The 20,921-nt window shown below is 61.7% G+C and carries 18 protein-coding genes; 11 read left to right on the top strand and 7 right to left on the bottom strand.

What is annotated here, in order from left to right; all coding sequences use genetic code 11:
* Positions 1-86: 86 nt before the first annotated feature.
* From trxA to Q5H93_RS16385, 3 genes are all read left to right on the top strand, one after another.
* Entirely contained in the window at positions 87-395 is a 309-nt protein-coding gene (gene trxA / locus Q5H93_RS16395) for a thioredoxin (RefSeq protein ID WP_305007686.1), read from the top strand.
* Between the two features lie 112 nt (positions 396-507).
* A complete protein-coding gene (locus tag Q5H93_RS16390; RefSeq protein WP_305007685.1) occupies positions 508-2,898 on the top strand; it encodes a TonB-dependent receptor in 2,391 nt (796 codons plus the stop codon).
* A gap of 166 nt (positions 2,899-3,064) precedes the next feature.
* Entirely contained in the window at positions 3,065-3,928 is an 864-nt protein-coding gene (locus Q5H93_RS16385) for a DUF4249 domain-containing protein (RefSeq protein ID WP_305007684.1), read from the top strand.
* Between the two features lie 79 nt (positions 3,929-4,007).
* On the opposite strand, the gene Q5H93_RS16380 is transcribed toward Q5H93_RS16385, so the two are convergent.
* Positions 4,008-4,823, bottom strand: coding sequence for a purine-nucleoside phosphorylase (locus Q5H93_RS16380; RefSeq protein WP_305007683.1), 816 nt, complete (start codon positions 4,821-4,823; stop codon positions 4,008-4,010).
* A 102-nt stretch (positions 4,824-4,925) separates the two neighbouring features.
* On the opposite strand from Q5H93_RS16380, the gene Q5H93_RS16375 reads away from it, so the two are divergent.
* A complete protein-coding gene (locus Q5H93_RS16375; protein ID WP_305007682.1) occupies positions 4,926-5,798 on the top strand; it encodes a PKD domain-containing protein in 873 nt (290 codons plus the stop codon).
* 92 nt (positions 5,799-5,890) lie between these two features.
* Here the strand turns inward: Q5H93_RS16375 and sppA are convergent, their stop codons facing one another.
* The 3 genes from sppA to Q5H93_RS16360 form a co-directional block, all read right to left on the bottom strand.
* The gene (sppA, locus tag Q5H93_RS16370; protein ID WP_305007681.1) at positions 5,891-7,666 is read right to left on the bottom strand and encodes a signal peptide peptidase SppA; all 1,776 of its coding nucleotides are present in this window, start codon (positions 7,664-7,666) and stop codon (positions 5,891-5,893) included.
* 285 nt (positions 7,667-7,951) lie between these two features.
* Complete coding sequence (locus Q5H93_RS16365) at positions 7,952-8,755, bottom strand: alpha/beta hydrolase (protein ID WP_305007680.1); 804 nt, start codon at positions 8,753-8,755, stop codon at positions 7,952-7,954.
* A 123-nt stretch (positions 8,756-8,878) separates the two neighbouring features.
* Positions 8,879-10,204 (bottom strand): replication-associated recombination protein A, encoded by a 1,326-nt coding sequence (locus Q5H93_RS16360; protein WP_305007679.1) that lies wholly within the window; start codon positions 10,202-10,204, stop codon positions 8,879-8,881.
* A gap of 148 nt (positions 10,205-10,352) precedes the next feature.
* Between Q5H93_RS16360 and Q5H93_RS16355 the strand changes: the two genes are divergently transcribed.
* The 3 genes from Q5H93_RS16355 to Q5H93_RS16345 are packed head-to-tail and all read left to right on the top strand — an operon-like array spanning position 10,353 to position 11,917.
* Positions 10,353-11,264 carry a DMT family transporter gene (locus Q5H93_RS16355; RefSeq protein ID WP_305007678.1) on the top strand — a complete coding sequence of 304 codons (912 nt, stop codon included), beginning with the start codon at positions 10,353-10,355 and terminating at the stop codon, positions 11,262-11,264.
* A 58-nt stretch (positions 11,265-11,322) separates the two neighbouring features.
* A complete protein-coding gene (locus Q5H93_RS16350; RefSeq protein ID WP_305007677.1) occupies positions 11,323-11,517 on the top strand; it encodes a hypothetical protein in 195 nt (64 codons plus the stop codon).
* A complete protein-coding gene (locus tag Q5H93_RS16345; RefSeq protein WP_305007676.1) occupies positions 11,507-11,917 on the top strand; it encodes a PIN domain-containing protein in 411 nt (136 codons plus the stop codon). Before Q5H93_RS16350 ends, Q5H93_RS16345 begins: the two co-directional genes overlap by 11 nt.
* A 71-nt stretch (positions 11,918-11,988) precedes the next feature.
* Here Q5H93_RS16345 and lpdA read toward each other — a convergent pair whose 3' ends face one another.
* Entirely contained in the window at positions 11,989-13,383 is a 1,395-nt protein-coding gene (lpdA, locus tag Q5H93_RS16340) for a dihydrolipoyl dehydrogenase (protein WP_305007675.1), read from the bottom strand.
* A 244-nt stretch (positions 13,384-13,627) separates the two neighbouring features.
* Between lpdA and Q5H93_RS16335 the strand changes: the two genes are divergently transcribed.
* On the top strand, positions 13,628-14,557 hold the full coding sequence (locus tag Q5H93_RS16335; RefSeq protein WP_305007673.1) for a tetratricopeptide repeat protein: 930 nt from the start codon (positions 13,628-13,630) through the stop codon (positions 14,555-14,557).
* 90 nt (positions 14,558-14,647) lie between these two features.
* Here Q5H93_RS16335 and Q5H93_RS16330 read toward each other — a convergent pair whose 3' ends face one another.
* A complete protein-coding gene (locus Q5H93_RS16330; protein ID WP_305007672.1) occupies positions 14,648-15,889 on the bottom strand; it encodes an NAD(P)/FAD-dependent oxidoreductase in 1,242 nt (413 codons plus the stop codon).
* 91 nt (positions 15,890-15,980) lie between these two features.
* On the opposite strand from Q5H93_RS16330, the gene fabG reads away from it, so the two are divergent.
* Both fabG and Q5H93_RS16320 read left to right on the top strand, forming a co-directional pair.
* Positions 15,981-16,730, top strand: coding sequence for a 3-oxoacyl-[acyl-carrier-protein] reductase (fabG, locus tag Q5H93_RS16325; RefSeq protein WP_305007671.1), 750 nt, complete (start codon positions 15,981-15,983; stop codon positions 16,728-16,730).
* Position 16,731: 1 nt separating this feature from the next.
* Positions 16,732-17,502, top strand: a complete 771-nt coding sequence (locus tag Q5H93_RS16320; RefSeq protein ID WP_305007670.1) for a DUF4262 domain-containing protein — start codon at positions 16,732-16,734, stop codon at positions 17,500-17,502.
* A gap of 27 nt (positions 17,503-17,529) precedes the next feature.
* On the opposite strand, the gene Q5H93_RS16315 is transcribed toward Q5H93_RS16320, so the two are convergent.
* A complete protein-coding gene (locus Q5H93_RS16315) occupies positions 17,530-18,669 on the bottom strand; it encodes a hypothetical protein (RefSeq protein ID WP_305007669.1) in 1,140 nt (379 codons plus the stop codon).
* Positions 18,670-18,835: 166 nt separating this feature from the next.
* Here Q5H93_RS16315 and Q5H93_RS16310 point away from each other — a divergent pair, with 166 nt between their 5' ends.
* On the top strand, positions 18,836-20,917 hold the full coding sequence (locus Q5H93_RS16310) for a VWA domain-containing protein (protein ID WP_305007668.1): 2,082 nt from the start codon (positions 18,836-18,838) through the stop codon (positions 20,915-20,917).
* Positions 20,918-20,921: the final 4 nt, after the last annotated feature.

Raw genomic sequence — 20,921 nt, 5'->3', positions numbered from 1 at the left:
ATTAACCATTAACCATTAACCATTAACCATTAACCATTAACCATTAACCATTAACCATTAACCATTAACCATTAACCATTAACCTTATGCCCCGCAAGTCCTTTTCCGAGCTCATTGACAGCCCCGGCATGCCCGTGCTGGTCGATTTTTTTGCCACTTGGTGCGGCCCCTGCAAAACCATGGCTCCCATTCTGGAGCAGGTGGCGGCCCAGCACCAGGGCAAGCTGCGCATCATCAAAATTGACGTGGATAAAAACCCCGCCGTAGCCCAGCAATATCGGGTGCAGAGCATTCCCACGCTGGTATTGTTCAGCAAAGGGCAGCCGGTGTGGCGGCAGGCGGGCGTGGTGCCGGCCGCGCAATTATCGCAGGTGCTGCAACCTTTTATAGGTTAGAAAGCGTCCAGTTAAGCAATAGGCGGGTAGCGTAATTGCGCACTCGCATACCAGGTAAGCCCGGCCGCCGTTAGCGGGAGGCTTACTTTTGCGTGTTCGTTGATGTGTGCTTATGGCTGTTCCTACCCTTTCGCGGTATCTGATTATTACGACTTTGCTGACGGCTGGCAGCCTGCCGGCGCTGCAAGCCCAGACCACTCCCCCACCTGCCCAAGTCCGTTACACCCTAAGTGGTACGGTGCGCGGGCCCCGGGGCGAAACCCTGCCGGGTGCGAGCGTGGCGGTGCCCGCCCTCAACACCGGCACCGCCGCCGATGCCGACGGCAAATTCACGCTCGTGCTGCCCGCCGGGAAGCACGAAGTATTTATCGAATTCATTGGCTACGAGCGTCTGACGCGCAGCGTAAACCTGAGCCGCAACCAGCGCCTCGACGTGGACCTGCAGGAAAGCAGCAACGAGCTGGGCGAAGTGGTGGTGGAAGGCCGCCAGACCCTGGAGCAGAAGCTTAAAACCACCCAGATGGGCGTCGAGCACCTTAGCATCAAGGAGGCCAAGCTGCTGCCGGCGCTGTTTGGCGAGGTGGATATTCTGAAAACCCTGCAGTTGAAGCCCGGCGTGCAGAGCGGCGGCGAGGGCACATCGGGTTTGTTTGTGCGCGGCGGCTCGGCCGACCAGAACCTGGTGCTGCTCGACAACGCGGTGGTGTATAACCCGAACCACTTGTTCGGGCTCTTTTCGGTGTTCAACTCCGACGCCGTGCAGAGCGTCGATTTGTACAAATCGGGCTTTCCGTCGCAGTTTGGCGGGCGGCTATCGTCGGTGGTGGATGTGAAGCTGCGCGAGGGCGACCGGCAGGAGTACGTGGCCACGGGCGGCATCGGGCTGATTTCGTCGCGTTTGACGCTGGAAGGGCCCATTGGCAAGGGCGAAGATGGCAAGCCGGCCAAGGGCTCGTTCATTGCGTCGGGGCGGCGCACGTATTTCGATGTCTTTACCCGAGCCATCAACAAGGCCAACGAGGGCGACGAGGAATACACCCCCATTCCCGACTACCATTTCTACGATTTCAACCTCAAGGCCAACTACCAGCTGGGCGAGAAGGACCAGCTGTTTCTGACCGGCTACCTGGGCCGCGACATCTTCGGCTACAACAGCGACGGGGGCTTCAACTTCGACTTCCGCTGGGGCAACAGCGTGGGCGTGCTGCGCTGGAACCACGTGTTTAACCCGAAGCTCTTCGTGAATACCTCGTACGCAGTGTCGGATTACAAGTACGAGCTGACCAACAGCTTCGCCTCGTTCAGCTTCGGGCTGGGCTCCAGCATCACGGACCATACCGGGCGGGTCGATTTTGAGTACACGCCCAACGAGCGGCACGCCATCAAGTTTGGCGGCACGTTTACGCACCACGCCTTCGGCATCGGCAACCTGACGGCGGGCTCCGACGATGGCCGCATCAGCTTCGACAGCGGCGTGAACTACACGGCCCGCGATGGCGCAGCATACGTGGGCGACAACTACAAGCTCAGCGACAAGTGGCAGCTCGAAGGCGGCCTGCGCTTCTCGGGCTTCAATAGCGGCTCGGATACCAACTTCGGCCTGGAGCCGCGCGCGGCGGCCCGCTATGCGCTCAACGATAAGGTGTCGCTGAAGGGCAGCTACGCCATGATGTACCAGTACATCCACCTCGTGACCAACTCCGGCGCCTCGCTGCCCACCGATGTGTGGTACCCCTCGCGCCTCAACACCAAGCCGCAACGCTCGCAGCAGCTGAGCACCGGCGCGAGCTGGCTGCTGGGCAAGGGCAAGTTTTTGCTCACCAACGAGGTGTACTACAAGTGGGGCCAGAATCAGGTCGATTTCCGCGACGGCGCTCAGCTCATTGCCAACGAAAACCTGGACGCGGAATTCCTCTACGGCAAAAGCTGGGCCTACGGCAACGAGCTGTACCTGGAGAAGAAAACCGGAAAAACCACCGGCTGGGTGGGCTATACTCTGGCCTGGGCCTGGCGGCAGTTCGACCCGCAGCGCGGCACGCAGGGCATCAACGGCGGCCGCGACTTCCACCCCGGCTACGACCGCCGCCACAACCTGACCGTGGTACTGATGCACCAGCTCAACGTGCGCCTGAGCCTCACGGCCAGCTTCATCTACTCCAGCGGCTCGGCCACCACGCTACCGGCCGGGCGCTTTGGCTACCAGGATATTCCCGGCAGCAGCACGGGGCTCGACCCGCGCCCCGTGCCGGTGTACCCCGACCGCAACACCTACCGCCTCATCCCCTACCACCGCCTCGACCTGGGCGCGGTGTACAAAATCGGCACCCGCCGCAACCAGGATTTGACCCTGAGCATCTACAACGCCTACAACCGGCGCAATGCCTACTTCGTGTTCTTCGAAACCGTGGACGACCCGGTGACCGACCGCATCACGGGCTTTAAGGCGCAGCAGGTGTCGCTGTTCCCGATTATCCCGTCGCTGACGTACAATTTCCGGTTTTAAGTTAGCGCAGATGGCGCGGGGCTCTGCCCCGTGCCGGTTATTCGCGGGCCTCTGGCCCGCAACGTCCGAACGATACCCGAACGACCCATCCTGCGCGGCCCCGCGCCGGCCAGAGGCCGGCCAACAATCGGCACGGGGCAGAGCCCCGCGCCATCAGCTTACTTCTATGAAACTCCCCTCCTTCACCCTGCGCCTGGCCCATCTGCTGGGCCTGGGCGTGCTGCTGACCACCGCGAGCTGCGGTGATTTTCAGAAAGACATCGTGGTGCCGCTGCCCGACTACCAGTCGCAGCTGGTGGTGGAGTGCTACCTGGAGCCCGGCCTGGTGCCCCGGGTGCTGGTGACGCAGTCAGTGGCCTACACCTCGTCGGAGCTGGTGTCGCTGCCGGCGGGCGTGACCGTCGACCTCATCCTGCCCGGCGGGCAGCGCGTGCCGCTGCAGCGCGTGAGCGGCCCGCTGCCCGCCGCCCTCGACTCGGTGACGGAACGAGCCTACACCCACTTTGGCCAGACGCCCATCGTAGCCAATCCTGGCGACGTGTTTGGCATTGAGGTGAACGACGCGCAAGGCCGCCGCGTGACCGGAACCGCCACCGTGCCCACCGTGGTTCCCATCGACTCGGTGACCTACGAGTTTAACGACCGCACTGGCGACAACTACAAGGCCCTCGTCATTGCCTACTACCAGGACCCCGCCGCGGCCAAGGACTACTACCGCTTCCAGATTCACAAGAGCGACAGCATCTACGGCCGCCCCGATACCGACCGCCTGCTCAACGACGAGCTGCTGAACGGCGAAACCGTGCCCATGGGCACCGGCTACCGCTACGTGCCCGGCGACACCGTCACCATCACCCTCTACCACACCGACGAGCCCTACTACCGCTTCCGCTCCTCCACGCGCGACGCCCGCAATGCCAACGGCAACCCCTTCGCCCAGCCCTCGGCCGTGTACAGCACCGTGCAGGGCGGCATCGGGGTATTTACAGTGCTCAAGTATGACCGGCGGCGCATCGTGCTGCCGAAGTGAGAGGTGTTAGGTGTTAGGTGTTAGGTGTTAGGTGTTAGGTGTTAGGTGTTAGGTGGCGTACGGACACCTAACACCTTTTTTATTCCGCTACCACCGCCTTCATCAGCGCTGTTAATCTTGGCTCAGCTTTGGCGGCGGCGGCGAAAATATCGGCCAGCACCACGGGCTTGAGGCGGCCGGGCGAGGCCAAATCGGTAATCACCGACACGGCCAGCACGGGCAGGCCCATGTGGCGGGCCGCAATGACTTCGGGCACCGTGCTCATGCCCACGGCATCGGCCCCGATGGTGCGCAGGTAGCGGTATTCGGCGGGGGTTTCGAGCATGGGGCCGGGCAGGCTGGCGTACACCCCGCGCCGGGTGGTGGCGGCCTGGCCCAGCGCGGCCGCGGCGGCTTCGGCGCGGGCCAGCAGGGTGGCATCGTAGGGGGCAAACATGTCGGGGAAGCGCGGGCCCAGCTCGTCGAGGTTGCGGCCGACCAGCGGGTTGGTGGGCTGCAGGTTGATGTGGTCGTCGATGAGCATCAGGTCGGCCATTTCGAAGTCGGGGTTGAGCCCGCCGGCGGCGTTGCTCACGAAAAGCTGTTTGATGCCCAGCAGCTTCAGCACCCGCACCGGAAACACCACCTGCTCCATCGAGTAGCCTTCGTAGTAGTGGAAGCGGCCCTGCAGCACGGTCACCTTTCGGCCGCCCAGGGTGCCCAGCAGCAGGCGGCCGGCGTGGCTTTCGACGGTGCTGAGGGGGAAATGCGGGATGTCGGCGTAGTCGAGCGAGTAGGCCACTTCCACTTCCTTGGCCAGCGCGCCCAGGCCAGTGCCCAGGATGATGCCGGTGTCGGGGAGGAAGTTGTCGGACTGGGCTTGAATGTAGGCGGTGGCTTCGCGTAGGTCTTGCATGGAGAGAGCAGGCAGAAAGTTTTCTTAACAAAGAACGTAGCTATTGCCTAACTTACCCCATAATCGCATCTTTGCCGTACTATCCCGTCGCCTTCTAATTATATGAAACAACTAGCTTGCATAGGCATAGTATCCGCAGCCATCTTGCTGTCGACATGCCAGTCGCGCAAAGACGAAGCGCCAGCTCCCATTCCCCCGGTGGCGGCCTTCACCTTTACAGGCCCTTTCACAACCAATGACTCGGTCCGGTTCACGAACAGCTCAACCGATGCCGTAAGCTATAAGTGGGATTTCGGCGATGGCAGTATCTCAACAAAAGTCGCACCGGCGCACCGCTACCAGCAGCCAGGCCAGTACACGATTCGCCTCGACGCGACGAACCCCGGCGGAACTCAGTCGCAAACGACGAACATAACCATCTCTCCGTTTACGCAGCCTCCAGTAGCAGCCTTCACCTGCATCGGCCCTTTTACTGCCGGTGACACTACGAGGTTCACCAACGAATCAACTAATGCCACCAACTACAGGTGGGATTTTGGGGATGGCAGTACTTCTACTGCTGCCACACCAATGCACATTTATCAGCAGCCGGGGCAATACACCGTCCAGCTCACAGCAGCTAACCCCGGCGGCACTCACTCACAGACACAGGGTATTCGCCTTTCTACAACGCTCGCTGGCTCAACGTGCAACTGCCGGATTTTTACCTATACCTACACAACGCCGAAAATCCGGCTACCTGATAGAGTTATCCCGGTAGGTAGCTATGGCACCAATGGAATCTCGTTTGAAGGAACAGACTATCTGCTAGTATCGAGTAGTCCCGTCCACGCCGAATACCGCTCTAAGCTATATGCCGCCTCGATTGGTGGCAGTGGGTTTTTCGACAAAGCAACGGATACCCTGCGCATTAGCTATCACAGTGGCGGCATCGGCAACCCAACCATAATAAACTATATCTGCAAAAAAAACTAATCTCTACTGCTCACAAAAATGCCCCGCGCTCGGTTAGCTGAGCGCGGGGCATTTTTGTGAGCAGTAGAGTGGTTGAGCGATGCCCACTCTGGCTACTCTATGTCCAGTTCATACGGCAGGCGGGCCTGCACGCCGCGCATCTGCCGCAGCTGCTGGTACTGCTGGTAGGCCGGGTACAGGGGGCCCAGCTCGGCCTTCATGGCGCGGGCTTTGGCCTCGTCGTCGCTGTCGTTGAACATCGACACGAACTGCTCGAACGAGCTTTTCTGGCGGGGCAGGCGCTGCACGCGGTAGTCGTCGGCTTTGAGGTGGGCGCGGGTGGCGGCCAGCTTCAGGGCATCGTCGTAGTCGCCGAGCACGTCCACGAGGCCATTAGCTTTGGCTTCGAGGCCGCTCCAGACGCGGCCCGAGGCCAGGCGGCGCAGGCGCTCGACGGGCATGTGGCGGCCCTGGGCGGCCTTGCTGGTGAAGTCGGCGTAGATGTTATCGACCTCGTGCTGGAGCACGCGCTTCTCGAACTCGGTGAGCGGGCGGGTGATGGTGGGCACGTCGGAGAACTTGCCGGTACGCACCCGGTCCACGGTGATGCCGAGCTTATCGGCCAGCAGCGGCTGGATGTTGGGCAGGATGCCAAACACCCCGATGGAGCCCGTGATGGTATTCGGGTGAGCCACGATGGTATCGCAGGCCATGGCAATGTAGTAGCCGCCGGAGGCCGCCACGTCGCTCATGCTGGCGATGATGGGCTTCACTTTTTTGGTCAATACTACTTCGCGGTAAATGACATCCGAAGCCAGCGAGGAGCCGCCCGGCGAGTTGATGCGCAGCACCACGGCCTTCACCTTGTCATCCAGACGGGCCTTGCGGATGGCCTCGGCGAACTTGGTGCCGCCGATGTTGGAGTCGGAGCCCTTGCCGCCCACGATGTCGCCTTCGGCATAGATGACGGCGATGCGGTTGCCGCTGGTGCTGCCTTCTTTCTCGTCGATGTCTTCGCTGTCGGCGTATTCGCTCAGGCTCACGAGGCTGGGCTTTTTGTCTTTATCGAGTTTGAGCTTGCCGCGCAGGTAGTCCTGCACCTCGTCGAAGTAGCCGAGCTTGGTTACCATCTTGAGGCGCAGGGCGTCGTTGGCGTCGTGCACCAGCATGGAATCCGAAATCAGGTGCAGGCGCTCGGGGGCGATGCCGCGGCTGGCGGCCACCTGGGCAATGGTGTGGTCGTTGATGGAATTGAGGAACGACACGGTCTGGTAGCGGGCCGAGTCGGAGAAACTCTCGCGCATGAAGGGCTCGACGGCGCTTTTGAAGGAGCCGACGCGGAAAATGTAGGGCTCGATGCCCACCTTGTCGAAGAGCCGCTTGAAGAACATCACCTCCGTGCTCAGGCCGTTAAACTCCAGCAGGCCCTGCGGATGCAGGTAGATTTCGTCGGCCACCGAGGCCAGATAGAAGCTTTTTTCGGAGGCCGTTTCGTGGTAGGCCACCACGAATTTGCCGCCTTTTTTGAAGTCGATGAGCGCGTCGCGCACTTCCTCCAGCGAGGCCAGGCCGCCCTGCACCATCTCCAGGTTCAGCAGGATGCCCTTGATGTTGTCGTCGGTTTTGGCCCGCCGGATGGCTTCTTTCACCTCCACGAGGCCCGTCGAGGATTCGCCCCCGCCAAAGGGGCCGAAGCGCGCCTCGCGCCCACGCTCGGTGAGCGGCTCGTTGAGCTTGAGCTCCAGCACCGAGTTGCTGGCCACTTCTTTTTTCTCGGAGCCACCGGCCGCCGCGGCGGCGATAATCCCAATCAGCACCACGAACCCGATGACGCTGAACACGCCCAGCCCCACAATGGTGGCGAGCACAAACTTGAAAAACTGACGCATGAAAACGACTTAGAATAGTTGGGGCAAATGTAGCAGCAAAGCCCTGCCCGGCTCTACGGGCCAGCGCGGCGCTTCTACGAGGGTCCGCGCCACTTCGAAGCCGCTTCCCGCCGTTTCTAAGGGTCTTCCCGCCATCTCTACACCCGTTAACGCCATCTCTAAGCCTCTTCCCGCCGGCGTTAACGGGTGTAGAGATGGCGTTAACGGGTGTAGAGATGGCGTTAACGGGTGTAGAGATGACGTTGACGGGTGTAGAGATGGCGGGAAGCGGCTTCGAAGTGGCGCCTACTTGCCCAGGGCCCAGCGAAAGGCCAGCAGGGCCGCCGGATGGTAGATAGTGCCGTGCGTTTCGGTGGGCAGGGGGGCGTAGCGCAGGCGCAGGCCGGGCGCAGCCTCAGCGGCGCGGGCCAGGCGGGCCACGGCCACGGCCAGCTCGGTCTCGTTGCTGGTGGCGAGGAAGAGGGTTTTGGGCTTGCTGAAGGCCGGCAGGCTGGCTTCGGCCTGGGCCACCAGCTGCTCCTTGTTCCACCATAGGCTGGGGTCGAAGGCCAGGTAGGTATCGAACAGGTCGGGCTCCAGCAGCAGGGTTTCGACCACGAACAGCCCGGCCAGCGACTCGCCCACGACGGCCGTTTCGGGGGTGGTGCGGTAGCGGCGGCGCACTTCGGGCAGCAGCTCGTGGCGCAGAAAGCGCCGGAAGGCCGCCGAGCCGCCCACGCGGGGCGCAATTTTCCGGTCGCGGGCCTGGGTGGTGGGGCCGGTGAGGTCGCGGCGGCGCTCGGTGTTTTCGATGCCCACCAGCAGGAACGGGCGCATGGTTTCGTTGCCCACCCCCACCTGCACCAGCCCGGCCACGTGCAGAAAGTCCTCGGCCATCCCGCCGTCGAGCATCAGCAAAATGGGCAGCGCGGCAGCCTGGGCGGCGGTGTAGCCCGGCGGCCGGTACACGTTCACGCGGCGGGTTTCGCCCAGCTCTTTGGCGGTGATGGTGAACGTTTCGCCGATGCACAGCGGCGCGGCGGCAGGCGTTTGGGCGTGGAGGGCGAACGTCAGCAAATAGCAGCCGAGAAGCAGTAAGCGAGTCTTCATGGGCGAAAGAAGCATACTCGCCCTGCAGGTTGCGGGCCGCACGTCAGTAGCGCGAACTTTGTAGTTCGCTTCCCCGAACGACTTATTGGCGCGGGGACGCGAACTACAAAGTTCGCGCTACTGCTAATACCCGTACTTCTCGCCCCACCAGCCGCGCAGGCGCTCCTGGATTTTCTGCTCCGCCGCATTGAGCCCCGGCTCGTAGAAGCGGGTGCCGCTCAGCGCCTCCGGCAGAAATTCCTGCTCCTCGAAGTTGCCCTCGCCATTGTGCGAGTAGCGGTATTCCTGGCCGTAGCCGAGCTGTTTCATCAGGCGGGTGGGAGCGTTGCGCAGCGGCACCGGCACGGGGTGCACGCCGTGCTGCTGCACCTCGGCCTGCGCCGCCCGGATGGCCATGTACGAGGCATTGCTCTTGGGCGAAGTAGCGAGGTAAACCACGGTTTGGGCTAAAATCAAGTCCGACTCGGGCAGGCCGATGACGGTGCAGGCCTGGAAGCAGCTCGTGGCCAGCATCAGGGCGTTGGGGTTGGCGTTGCCGATGTCTTCGGCGGCCAGAATGAGCATGCGGCGGGCAATAAACTTCACGTCTTCGCCGCCTTCCAGCATCACGGCCAGGTAGTAGAGGGCCGCGTTGGGGTCCGAGCCGCGCATCGACTTGATGAAGGCTGAAATGACGTCGTAGTGCATCTCGCCGCCCTTGTCGTAGCGGGCCAGCGGGCGCTGGGCCACCTGCTGCACCACCGCATCGGTGATGTGCACCACGCCCTTTTTATCGGGCGGCGTGCTCTGCACCACTATTTCGAGCAGGTTGAGCAGCTTGCGGCCGTCGCCGCCGCTCAGCGCCAGCAGGGCGCGGTCGTCTTCCAGCTTCACCTTTTTCTGGCTTAGCGCCGAGTCTTCGGCCAGCGCCTTATCCACCAGTCCGCGCAGGATTTCGGGGCTCAACGGCTCCAGCACGTACACCTGGCAGCGCGAGAGCAAGGCCGGAATCACCTCGAACGACGGATTCTCCGTGGTAGCCCCGATGAGCGTCACGGTGCCGTTCTCCACCGCGCCCAGCAGCGCATCCTGCTGCGCCTTCGAGAAGCGGTGAATTTCATCGATAAACAGCACCGTGCCGCGCTGCCGCTTAGCCCGGTCAATGACTTCGCGCACATCCTTTACCCCCGCATTGATGGCGCTGAGGGCAGTAAAGGGCTGCTTCAATTCGGCCGCCAGCAGGTTGGCCAGGGTGGTTTTGCCCACGCCGGGCGGCCCCCAGAGGATGAGGCTGGGCAGCCGGCCCGAATTGAGGTAGCGGCGCAGCACGCCCTCGGGGCCCAGCAGGTGGGTCTGGCCGGCGTAGTCGGCCAGGCGGCGCGGGCGCTGGCGCTCGGCCAGCGGGGCATCGGGGCCGGGAGTGGGAATGGCGGGGGCGGGCGTAGGTTCGTCGGGAAAGAGGGAGTTCATGAGCAGCAGTAGCTTTGAGCTTCGGTATTGGGTGTTTGGTGTTGGGTGTTAGGTGTTCGGCCTTTTAACCCAATACACACCCAATACCAAACACCTAAAACCGAATACCAGAAAAACAAAGGTCGGGGTCGGCGCTTTGAAAACCCGTATGAATAATTCCCTGCGCGTTCACGCCGCCCTCTTCACCGTCTCCCTCATCTACGCGGCCAACTACTCGCTCTCCAAGGATGTGATGCCGCATTACCTCAGCCCCTTCGGCATCGTCACGTTGCGCGTTTTGAGCGCCACGCTGTTCTTCGCCGTCGCTAAATATCTGGTGGCCCCGCAGGATAAAATCACTGGCCGGGCCGATAATATCCGCTCCATCCTCTGCGGCATCTGCGGCATCGGTGTCAATCAGCTGCTGTTTTTCAAGGGCCTCAACCTCACCTCGCCCATCAGCGCCTCGCTGCTCCAGACGTTTTCGCCTATCGTGGTCGTGCTGGCCTCCGCCGTGCTGCTGAGCGAAAAAATCACCCTGCCCCGCGTGCTGGGCATCGGCGTGGGGCTGGCCGGGGCGGCGCTGCTCATTCTGGGGCGCGATGCCCACGCCGCTATTTATCCGCAGGCCGGGCTGGGCAACCTCTGCATCCTGGCCAATGCCACGGTGTTTGGCATTTACCTCGTCATCGTGGCCCCGCTCATGCGCAAGTATCACCCGTTCACGGTGCTGGGGCGCAGCTTCCTGGTGGGAGCCATCATCGCAGTGCCCTTCGGCTGGCACGACGCCCTCACGGCCGACTACGCCAGCTTTCCGCCCACCATCTGGGCCGAAATCGGCTTCATGATTGTCTTCCTCACCATCATCGCCTACCTGCTCAATAACTGGGCCCTGAAGTACGCCTCCCCCGCCCTGCTCGGTGTGTATATCTACCTGCAGCCGGTGTTGGCGGTGCTCATCGCCGTGAGCCTGGGCAAAGACCATTTCACCTGGGCCAAGGCCGGGCAGGCGGCGCTCATCTTCTTGGGCGTGTGGCTGGTGAGCCGCAAGCCGCGCCCTGTAACGGCTGCGGCGGAATGAACGGAAGTGGACGGATTGCGTTATCTTCCCGATACAATTCCCCTTACCGCCATTTTTCATGGAAACTCTGGTTATTGATTTAAACCACGAACACGCCCGGCGGCTGCTGGAAGACCTGCAGTTGCTCGGCGCTATCACCATCCGTTCAGCGGAGAATAATTCAACTGTTGGTCGTGGCCCTGCCACTTTCAACGCGCTCAAACTAGATACGCGCGGCTTCAAATTCAACCGCGAGGAAGCCAATGAGCGGTAGGATTTTTCTCGACACCAACGTTCTTGTTTATGCTTATTCAGCGTTTGAGCCCGTGAAACAGGCGCAGGCACTAGTAGCGAGCAACAGCGGCGAACGTTGGATTTCAACGCAGGTGCTTATTGAGTTTGTAAATGTGAGCCAACGCAAGCTGAAAGCTAGTTGGCCAGACATTCAAACCACTCTGATTGAGATAACCAGTAACAATCAGGTCATCGCTACTTCTACCGTCACCATTGCCCATGCTACCCGCCTCGCTCACCGCTACGATTTTTCATGGTTTGACTCACTCATTGTAGCCGCCGCGCTGGAGTGCGGCTGCGAAACGCTGTATTCCGAGGATTTGCAACATGGACAAGTTATCGAGCAAACTTTGCGAGTGGTGAATCCATTCCTGCCGTAATCATCCAACCACACGAAAAAGCCCGCAGGAATCACTTCCAGCGGGCTTTTTCTATTTCAACTAATCAGCAATTACAGGTGAATCACCTCGCCATACGCCGCGGCGGCCGCCTCCATAATGGCTTCCGACATGGTGGGGTGCGGGTGCACGGCCTTGATGATTTCGTGGCCGGTGGTTTCGAGCTTACGGGCCACCACCACTTCGGCAATCATTTCGGTCACGTTGGCGCCAATCATGTGGGCGCCGAGCCACTCGCCGTATTTCTTGTCGAAGATGACTTTCACGAAGCCGTCTTTGGCGCCGGCGGCGCTGGCCTTGCCCGAGGCCGAGAAGGGGAATTTGCCTACGAGCACGTCGTAGCCTTTTTCCTTGGCTTCTTTCTCGGTCATGCCCACGCTGGCGATTTCGGGCTGGGCGTAAGTGCAGCCGGGGATGTTCTGGTAGTTGAGCGGCTCGGGGTGGTGCCCGGCAATTTTCTCGACGCAGATGATACCCTCGGCCGAGGCCACGTGGGCCAGCGCCGGGCCGGGCACGATGTCGCCGATGGCGAAGATGCCGGGCACGTTGGTCTGGTAGAAGTCATCGACGATGACGCGACCGCGCTCCACTTTGATACCCAGCTCTTCGAGGCCGAGGTTTTCGAGGTTCGTAACGACGCCGGCGGCGCTCAGCACCACGTCGCAGTCGATTTGCTGCTCGCCCTTGGCGGTTTTCACGGTCACTTTGCAGCCTTCGCCGACGGTGTCCACCTTAGTTACCTCGGCGCTGGTCATCACCTTGATGCCGATTTTGGAGAAGGATTTCTCCATCTGCTTCGACACCTCTTCGTCTTCCACCGGCACGATGCGGGGCAGGTATTCTACCACCGTTACCTCGGTGCCCATGGTGCGGTAGAAGTAGGCAAACTCGACGCCGATGGCGCCCGAGCCCACCACCACCATGCGCTTGGGCGGTGCGGGCAGCACCATAGCCTGGCGGTAGCCGATGATTTTCTTGCCGTCGATGGGCAGGGCGGGCAGCTCGCGCGAGCGGGCGCCGGTGGCCAGGATGATGGATTTGGCCTCGACGGTTTCCTTGCCGCCGTCGGCTTTGGTGACCTCCACTTTGCCGGGGGCTACGAGCTTGCCAGTGCCCATCACCACCTCGATTTTGTTTTTCTTCATGAGAAAGGTCACACCCTTGCTCATGCCGTCGGCCACGCCGCGGCTGCGCTTCACCACGGCCTCGAAGTCGAAGCTCAGGCCCTCGGCCTTGATGCCGTAGTCCTGGGCGTGTTGCAGATACTCATACACCTGGGCCGATTTCAGCAACGCCTTGGTCGGGATACAGCCCCAGTTGAGACAGATGCCGCCGAGGCTTTCGCGCTCGATGATGCCCACTTTCAGGCCCAGCTGGGCGGCGCGAATAGCTGCCACGTAACCACCGGGGCCGCTGCCCACCACCACTAAGTCAAACTGTAAAGCCATAAAAACTTTCGGGAAGAAAAGAAAAAAAGAGGAAAATGGAAAACCCCGGCCGCCGTCCAAACCGGGCTACAAAGATAGCCGCAGCCAGGCACCGCGCCACGCCGGCCACAGCCCCGCTTGCAACAAGCTCGACCTAACCTTAGTTGCGCCTGATTGTGAGGCCGGGCAGCTATTCCGGCGCGGCTCCCGTATAACGGCCGAGCTACGGCGCAGCTTGCCGGCAGCTCGCTTACCCTTTTTCATCATGAAAGTATCTTTTCGCCTTCCGCTGGCGGCCCTCGGCCTGCTGGCTTTTCTGACTGATTGCGCCTCCACCACCGAAACGGAGCGTCCTTCGGCTACCAGTATGCCCATCGCGGCCCCCACCGCCACTCTGCCTGTTGACTCGACCGGCGCGGCAGCTACCGCCCCCGATGCCACGCCCGCCGCCGCCGAAGGCGCCGGCGCTGCCACCAACACCGTGACGGCCGGCACCACGACCACCGACAACACGACCACCACTGTCTCCGACGCCGCCAAAGCCGCCGCCCTGGCCGCCGACAAGCCCGACCCCACGGCCCTCTCGGCCAGCGCCGTATCGGAAGAGCGTGCCAAGGAGAAAAAGATGAACAACGCCGACTACCGCAACATGATTGCCAACGCCGACGCCATCCTGAAAGTGGACCCCAAAAGCTCGATGGCCTACCTGCAGCGCGCCAAGGCCAAGAGCTACCTCAAGGACTACGATAAAGCCATGCCGGACTACGCCACAGCCATTCGCCTGCAGCGCAACAACCCCGACAACTACTACAACCGCGCCGTAAACCGGCTGATGCTGAAGCAATACAAAGCCGCCATTTCGGATTTCAGCGCGGCTATTAAATACCGGCCCGATGATAAGGAAGCCCTATTTGGCCGTGGCGTGGCCAAGATGCAGAGCTACCAATATAAGTCGGCCGTGCCCGATTTCACGAAAGCCATTCAGCTCGACTCGACCTATGCCGACGCCTGGGAATACCGGGGCATCAGCTACGCGTCGTTTGATAAATCGTACCTGGCGCGGCAGGATTTTGAGCGCGCCGTGAAGCTGAACCCGGCGGCCGAGAAGAGCATGAAGAGGTATTTAGGCAAGGACGGGCAGACGGCCACGACTTCGGAGAAAATTCAGCTGAAGCGCGAAGCGGCGAAGAAGTAGTCTGTCATGCTGAACAGAGTGAAGCATCCTCTCACGCCGAAACGATTTGTTTTAGCGCGAGAGGATGCTTCACTACGTTCAGCGTGACAGTTACTTCCCGCCAAACAGCAGCTTGAAATAAAATCCTGGCTGCCGCAGCCGCTCCCGCAAGTCCAAATCCAGGAACATCATCGACAGGGTTTCGGCCAGCGTGGGGTTTTTAATGGCCCGATTGGCCACGAAATTGAACAAGCTGGGGAAGTTGAGCAGCCGCTGCATCACGCGGCTCAGGCGCAATTCCTTACCCAGGCGGTTGTACACCGCTTTATCGTAATTCTGCAGAAAGCCGGCGGTGAAGTCGGCTTTTTTTATGGCCTCGGCGGCCCAGTGGGCGGCGTGGCGGCCGCTCACCATGGCGTGCGAAATGCCCTCGCCGCTGAATGGGTCGATGAGCGAGCCCGCGTCGCCGAGCAGCAGGTAACCGGCGCCCGACAGCGCCCGGCGCTTCGAGCCCAGCGGCAGGCCAAAGCCGCGCACCGGCCCCAGCCGCTCGGCCTGGGCAAAGCGCGGGGCCAGCGCGGGATGGGTGGTCAGGATTTCATCGAGGCGCTGGCGCAGGTTGACTTTCTTGTCCGCCACGGCTTTGGAGAGCATGCCCACGCCCACGTTGGCCTGGCCGTTGGGCAGCGGAAAAATCCAGAGGTAGCCGGGCAGAAACTCCTTGATAAAGTGCAGCTCGATGAAATTATCGGGGCTGAGGTCGGCCACGTTCTGGTAGTAGGTGCGCAGGCCGGCGCAGTGATGATTGGGCTCCAGCGCGTGGCCGGCCACCTTGCGGGCAAACTCCGATTGGGCGCCGTTGGCCACCAGCAGCAGGCGACAGGTGGCGATTTCCCGGCCGGCTTTGTCGAGCAGCTGCCAGCCTTCGGGCGTGCGCTCGGTGCGGGCCACGTCCACGTTTTCGCGGAAGTCGATACCGGGGCGGCGGCGCACTTCTTCGATGAGAAAATTATCGAAATCGACGCGCTTGGCGACGTGGCCGGCGGCCCGGTCGGTGGCTTTGTTGAACTGCGGTTTGAAGGGCACGGCCAGCTTCTGGCCGTTGGGCGCGAAAAAGTCGATGCCCCAGCTGGGCACCTGCGCAGGGCTAGTATTGAGTTGGGCGGGCAGGGTTTCGTCAATCCGCTTTAGCTCGCTCAAGACTTTGCCGCTGAGGGCATCGCCGCAGATTTTGTCGCGGGGGAACGTGGCGCGGTCGAGCAGCAGGCAGAGCTGGCCGGCATTGGCGAGGTGCAGGGCGGCGGTGGCCCCGCCTGGGCCCGCGCCCAGAATGCAGATGTCGTGATGAAGCATGGGTAGTACGAAAGTAGCGCGGACTTTGTAGTCCGCGAGTTCAAACGGCGCACTCGCGGACTACAAAGTCCGCGCTACTTACCTTCGCGCCATGACCAACACCCTCACCGGAAAAGTGGCCCTCATCACGGGCGCTTCCAAAGGAATCGGCCGCGCCATCGCGGCGCATTTTGCCCAGCTCGGCGCCGATGTCGCCTTCACCTACCTCTCGTCCGTGGAGAAGGGCCAAGCCCTGGAAACGGAGCTCGCCGCCCACGGCACCAAGGTAAAAGGCTACCGCTCCGACGCTTCGGACTATGCGCAGGCCGAAAAGCTGATTGACGACGTGGTGGCCGAATTCGGCAAGCTCGACGTGCTCGTCAATAACGCCGGCATCACCCAGGACGGCCTGCTCATGCGCATGAGCGAGCAGCAGTGGGACCAGGTGCTGACCGTCAACCTCAAGTCCGTCTTCAACCTGACCAAGGCCGCCACCAAGCCCATGATGCGCGCCAAAAGCGGCTCCATCATCAACATGACCAGCGTGGTAGGCATCAAGGGCAACGCCGGGCAGGCCAACTACGCCGCCTCGAAGGCCGGCATCATCGGCTTCACCAAGTCGGTGGCCCTGGAGCTGGGCTCGCGCAACATTCGCTGCAACGCCATTGCCCCCGGCTTCATCGAAACCGAAATGACTGGCGCCCTCGACCAGAAGCAGGTGGACGAATGGCGCAAGGCCATCCCGCTCAAGCGCGGCGGCGCGCCGGAGGACGTGGCCAAAGCCACCGCCTTCCTGGCCTCGGACGACAGCAGCTACATCACCGGGCAAGTGCTGCAGGTGGATGGGGGGATGCTGACGTAGTATGGCCACGCCAGAAGAACACGCCGCGCATGACGCTGAAGCAGAGAAACAAATTCTCAGTGCTGTAGAAGAACACGGATTTTACATTGCCCAGTTTCGCGGTGATGGCTATTCACCCAACTTCGCTTACACAATCGGGTTATTCAAGACGTATGGGTACCCGGAGCTCATCTGCTTTGGGCTAGACCTTGACTTGCTGCATTCGGTACTTTGGTCGGGTAAGGAGCTGCTGGATAAGCAGCCCATGCCCGACCAGGGTATTGGGTACCCTGATTTTATAGGCGAATATGATGTACGCTTTTTGACTGTCGACAAAAAGTGGTATAAGAACTATTTCGGCTATGGCTATTGGTTTAATGGCAGTTGGGATTTCCCGGCTTTGCAAATCGTATGGCCCGACAAGCAGGCGCTTTTTCCATGGGAAGATGACTTTAATCCCGATTGGAAGTCTGGGCAACCGTTATTGGACCGCAATACTGATTTCAAGTTTCGGGAAGAGCGCGACTTGGGCGTTTACACGACGCGGCAGATTTTGGAAGGGGCTCCGATTCTACGTGTTGCTCATGACTATGATGGCGACTGGCAATTCCTTTGCAACACGACGACCGACAGTGCGGATTTAAAAATCGTGGCTTTGTCGGAAGTCGTCAGGCGCGACCCTTCAGTTAATAAGCTTTTCCAGCTTAACTATGGCTGGTCAGCTTGGCGGGAAAGTCCCGAAGCAGATTGGGAAACATGGGAGCAGGAAGATGATGAGGATTCGGAAGAATAACTCATCTGTCAACAAACCATTACTCCCTCAAACTGCATACAAACTAAAACAGCCATAATCAGTACGAACGCCCAAGGCATCGCCGACGAACCTGGCTTGGGCGCGTTTCACCGTATGGTAGAGATGAAAGGAGCGTAGCAGCTTTTTGCCGGTGAAATCATAAACCCAGGCCGTGTCCCGATGCAGCACCACAAGCCGGGATTCATCCGAATTAAAGCAGAAGTCCTGCGGATTATCCGGCAAGGCCAGGCTGGGAAACGCCAGCGCCCGGCCGGTAGCTACCTCAAAAAATAGCAGCGGGCCCCGCTCCCACGGCGCGTGTACCACCAGCATCGTGTCGTTGGCGGCGAACTCCAGGCGGGCTATGCGGGTGAAATTGCCGGTGATGGTACTTTGCAGGCGGCCGTCGGCGGTGTCGAGCAGCTGGATTTCGCCGAACCGGGTGTGTAGCGCCAGCTGCTGGCCGCTTTTCGACAAGGCGGCCGCGAATACGGAACTGCCGTTAACCAGGTCCGTACGATATGGTATTTCCACCAGCGGCTGGCCGGCCAGGGTTTGGAGGTGCAGGGTGGGCTCGGCGGCAAACGCCTGGACGGTAGCACTCACAGCGACGAACGAGGTCCAGTGAATTCCGGGCCCGGAGCCGGGCGCGGCCAGCTGCCGGAACTGCCCGGTGGCTAGGTCATAATCGTAGATGAAGTGGTCGACGTCGAGTAGCAGGCGGTTGGCCGGGGCGTTGTAATGCAGGTCCCAGGGCAGGATTTTGGGCAGGGCGATGGTTGCGAGCAGGGTGCCGGCGGCATCCAGGCGCAGCAGGTAATCGACTGGTTGTGCGGAAGTATTGTCCCAGCCATTTTGGTAGACGTAGATGCCGGTGGGCGTGCCCACGAACGAGAGGCATCCGGTGTAGCCTTTGCCCAGGTAGTAGTGCAAGTGCGGTTCGCCAGCCGGGGACGTGGGCTGGTGCAGCACGAATCCTTTTTTGAGAGCTTCCCACTCGCGTTTCTCGAATTGCTGCCGGGCCTCGGCGGGAGTGCCGAAAGTTTTAGTGGTCGTCCGCTCCTTGCCGGGGCGGCCGGTGGCCACGGTGAGGCTGGCGCCCGCAAGGGTAATGGTGACGCTATTGGCCGAGTGGGGGTCGGTGAGGCGGTGCGAAAGGCTGCTCATGGTGCAACGGAAATAGCCACCGGGTGTATTTGGCCGGCGGCGGTGGCGCGGCCAAATATACCCGGTGAGGGCAGCCGCTGGCGCTGGCGGGAGTATTTTTGCTCACTGCCCGCGTTGCCGGCTTATCACGGCGGCTGGCGGCGGCTGTCTTTTTTCGCTTTTCCGTTTGCTGACTACCCAATATTCTCCCTGGCTCATCCTCGTCTGCCTGCTCGTAGGAGCGGGCTATGCGGCGCTACAATACTCGGCCAAAGCGCCGTGGAGCAAGCAACTGAACTACGCGCTGGCGGCCCTGCGCTGGCTGGTGGTGAGCTTCTTGTGCTTCCTGCTGCTCGGGCCCTTCGTAAAAAGCAGCACCACCCGCACCGAGGCCCCAGCCGTGGTGCTGGCCGTCGACAACTCGCAGTCGGTGCCGCTATTCACGCCCAAAGACGTACTGGCGCAGGCTACCACCGGCCTGCCGAAGCTGGCCGCCGCCCTGCGCGCCCAGGGCTTCGAGGTGGAAACGCACACCCTCACCCCTACCCCCGACCGGCCCGCCAGCGTGGATTCGCTGCGCTTCGTAGCCAGCACGACCGACCTCGACAAGCTGCTTAGCGACACCCGCGAAGCCTACGACGGCCGCAACCTGGCGGGCGTGGTGCTGGTGAGCGACGGCCTCGTAAACCAGGGCCGCAGCCCGGCGTATTCGGAGTTTAATTTCCCGATTTACAGCGTGGCCGTGGGCGACACGGTGCCCAAGAAAGATTTGCGCATCACGGCGCTGACGTATAACCGCGTGGCTTTTAGCGGCAATAAGTTTCCGATTGAAGCCGAGCTGGGCTTCGAGGGCTACGCGGGCGGCGCGGCCACGGTGGAATTGCGCGAGGGCGGCCGGGTGCTCGATAGCCGCCGGGTGCCGCTGCCTGCTGGGCGGCGGCGCGTGAAAACGACCTTTCAGCTAACGGCCCCGGCCCCGGGCAAGCGCCGCTACGAGGTGCGCGTGGTGCCGCAGGCAGGCGAGTTTACGCCCTTAAATAATGCGCGGACGGCCTTTATCGAAATCGTGAAGGGCAAGCTGCGGGTGCTGCTGGCGGGCGCGGCCCCGCACCCCGATATGAAAGCCTTGCGGGCGGCCATTCTGGCCAATGACAACTTTGACCTGACCCTGGCGCTGCCGGGCGTGGCCCCGCTCAAGCCGGGGACGGACTTCGACGTGGCCATTCTGCACCAGTTGCCGGCGCAGGGTGGGCTGGGACAGGAATTGCTGGCCCAGGTGCAGGCCCGGCGCGTGCCGATGCTCTACATCATCGGGGCGCAGACGAATATCGACGCTTACAACCAGCTCGGTACCAGCCTCAGTATTCAGCCGCGCGGCAGTCAGACCGACGAGGTGACGCCCCTGCCCAACCCCGGCTTCACGCGCTTTGCCACCGACGAGGAATCGGCCCGGCGCTACGCGCAGTACCCGCCCGCGCCGGTGCCGTTTGGCGACTACCGGCTGGGCGCGGGCGCCGAGGCGGCGCTGTGGCAGCAGGTGGGCCGCCTGGCTACCCAGAAGCCGCTGCTGGTATTCGGCGGGCGGGCCGAGCAGCGGCAGGCTACCCTGCTGACGGACGGCAGCTGGCAGTGGCGCCTGACGGAGGCCGTGGAGCACGACGACCGCCCCGAGGCCTACGACCGGCTCATTATCCGCACCCTGCAGCTGCTGACGCAGAACGCCAGCAAGAAGCGCCTCGACGTATACCCGACCCAGGACAGCTTCGGCACCCAGGACGATGTGACGCTGGGCGCCGAAACCTATAATGCCGTGTTCGAGCGCCTATACAACCAGAAAATCGACCTCACGCTGACCGATTCGGCCCGGCGCGTGCGCCGCTTTAGCTTTGCCAACCCCGAGGATGGCTCGCCGCTGCACCTGGGGCCGCTGCCGGCGGGCCTCTACCGCTACCAGGCCCGCGCCACGCTGGGCGGGCAGGCGCAGCAGGATGCCGGCGAGCTGCTGGTGCAAAACCAGCCCCTGGAGGCCCTGGAAAGCCGCGCCGACCACAACCTGCTGGCCCAGCTGGCCCGGCGCAGCGGGGCGCGGCTCTACTATCCCTCGCAGCTCGATAAGCTGGCCGAGGATATCAAAAGGGCCAACTTCAAGCCGGTGATTTCGACCGATGAGGAGCTGAAGGATTTAATCAATCTGAAGTGGCTGTTCTTCGTCATTCTGGCGTTTTTGACGGTGGAATGGGCGGTGCGCAAGTATTCGGGCAGCGTGTAGAAGA

The sequence above is a fragment of the Hymenobacter aranciens genome (assembly GCF_030580865.1).
GTDB classification, from domain to species: domain Bacteria; phylum Bacteroidota; class Bacteroidia; order Cytophagales; family Hymenobacteraceae; genus Hymenobacter; species Hymenobacter aranciens.
The sequence above is the reverse complement of the archived record's forward strand: the minus strand, read 5'-3'. Positions and strand labels throughout refer to the sequence as shown.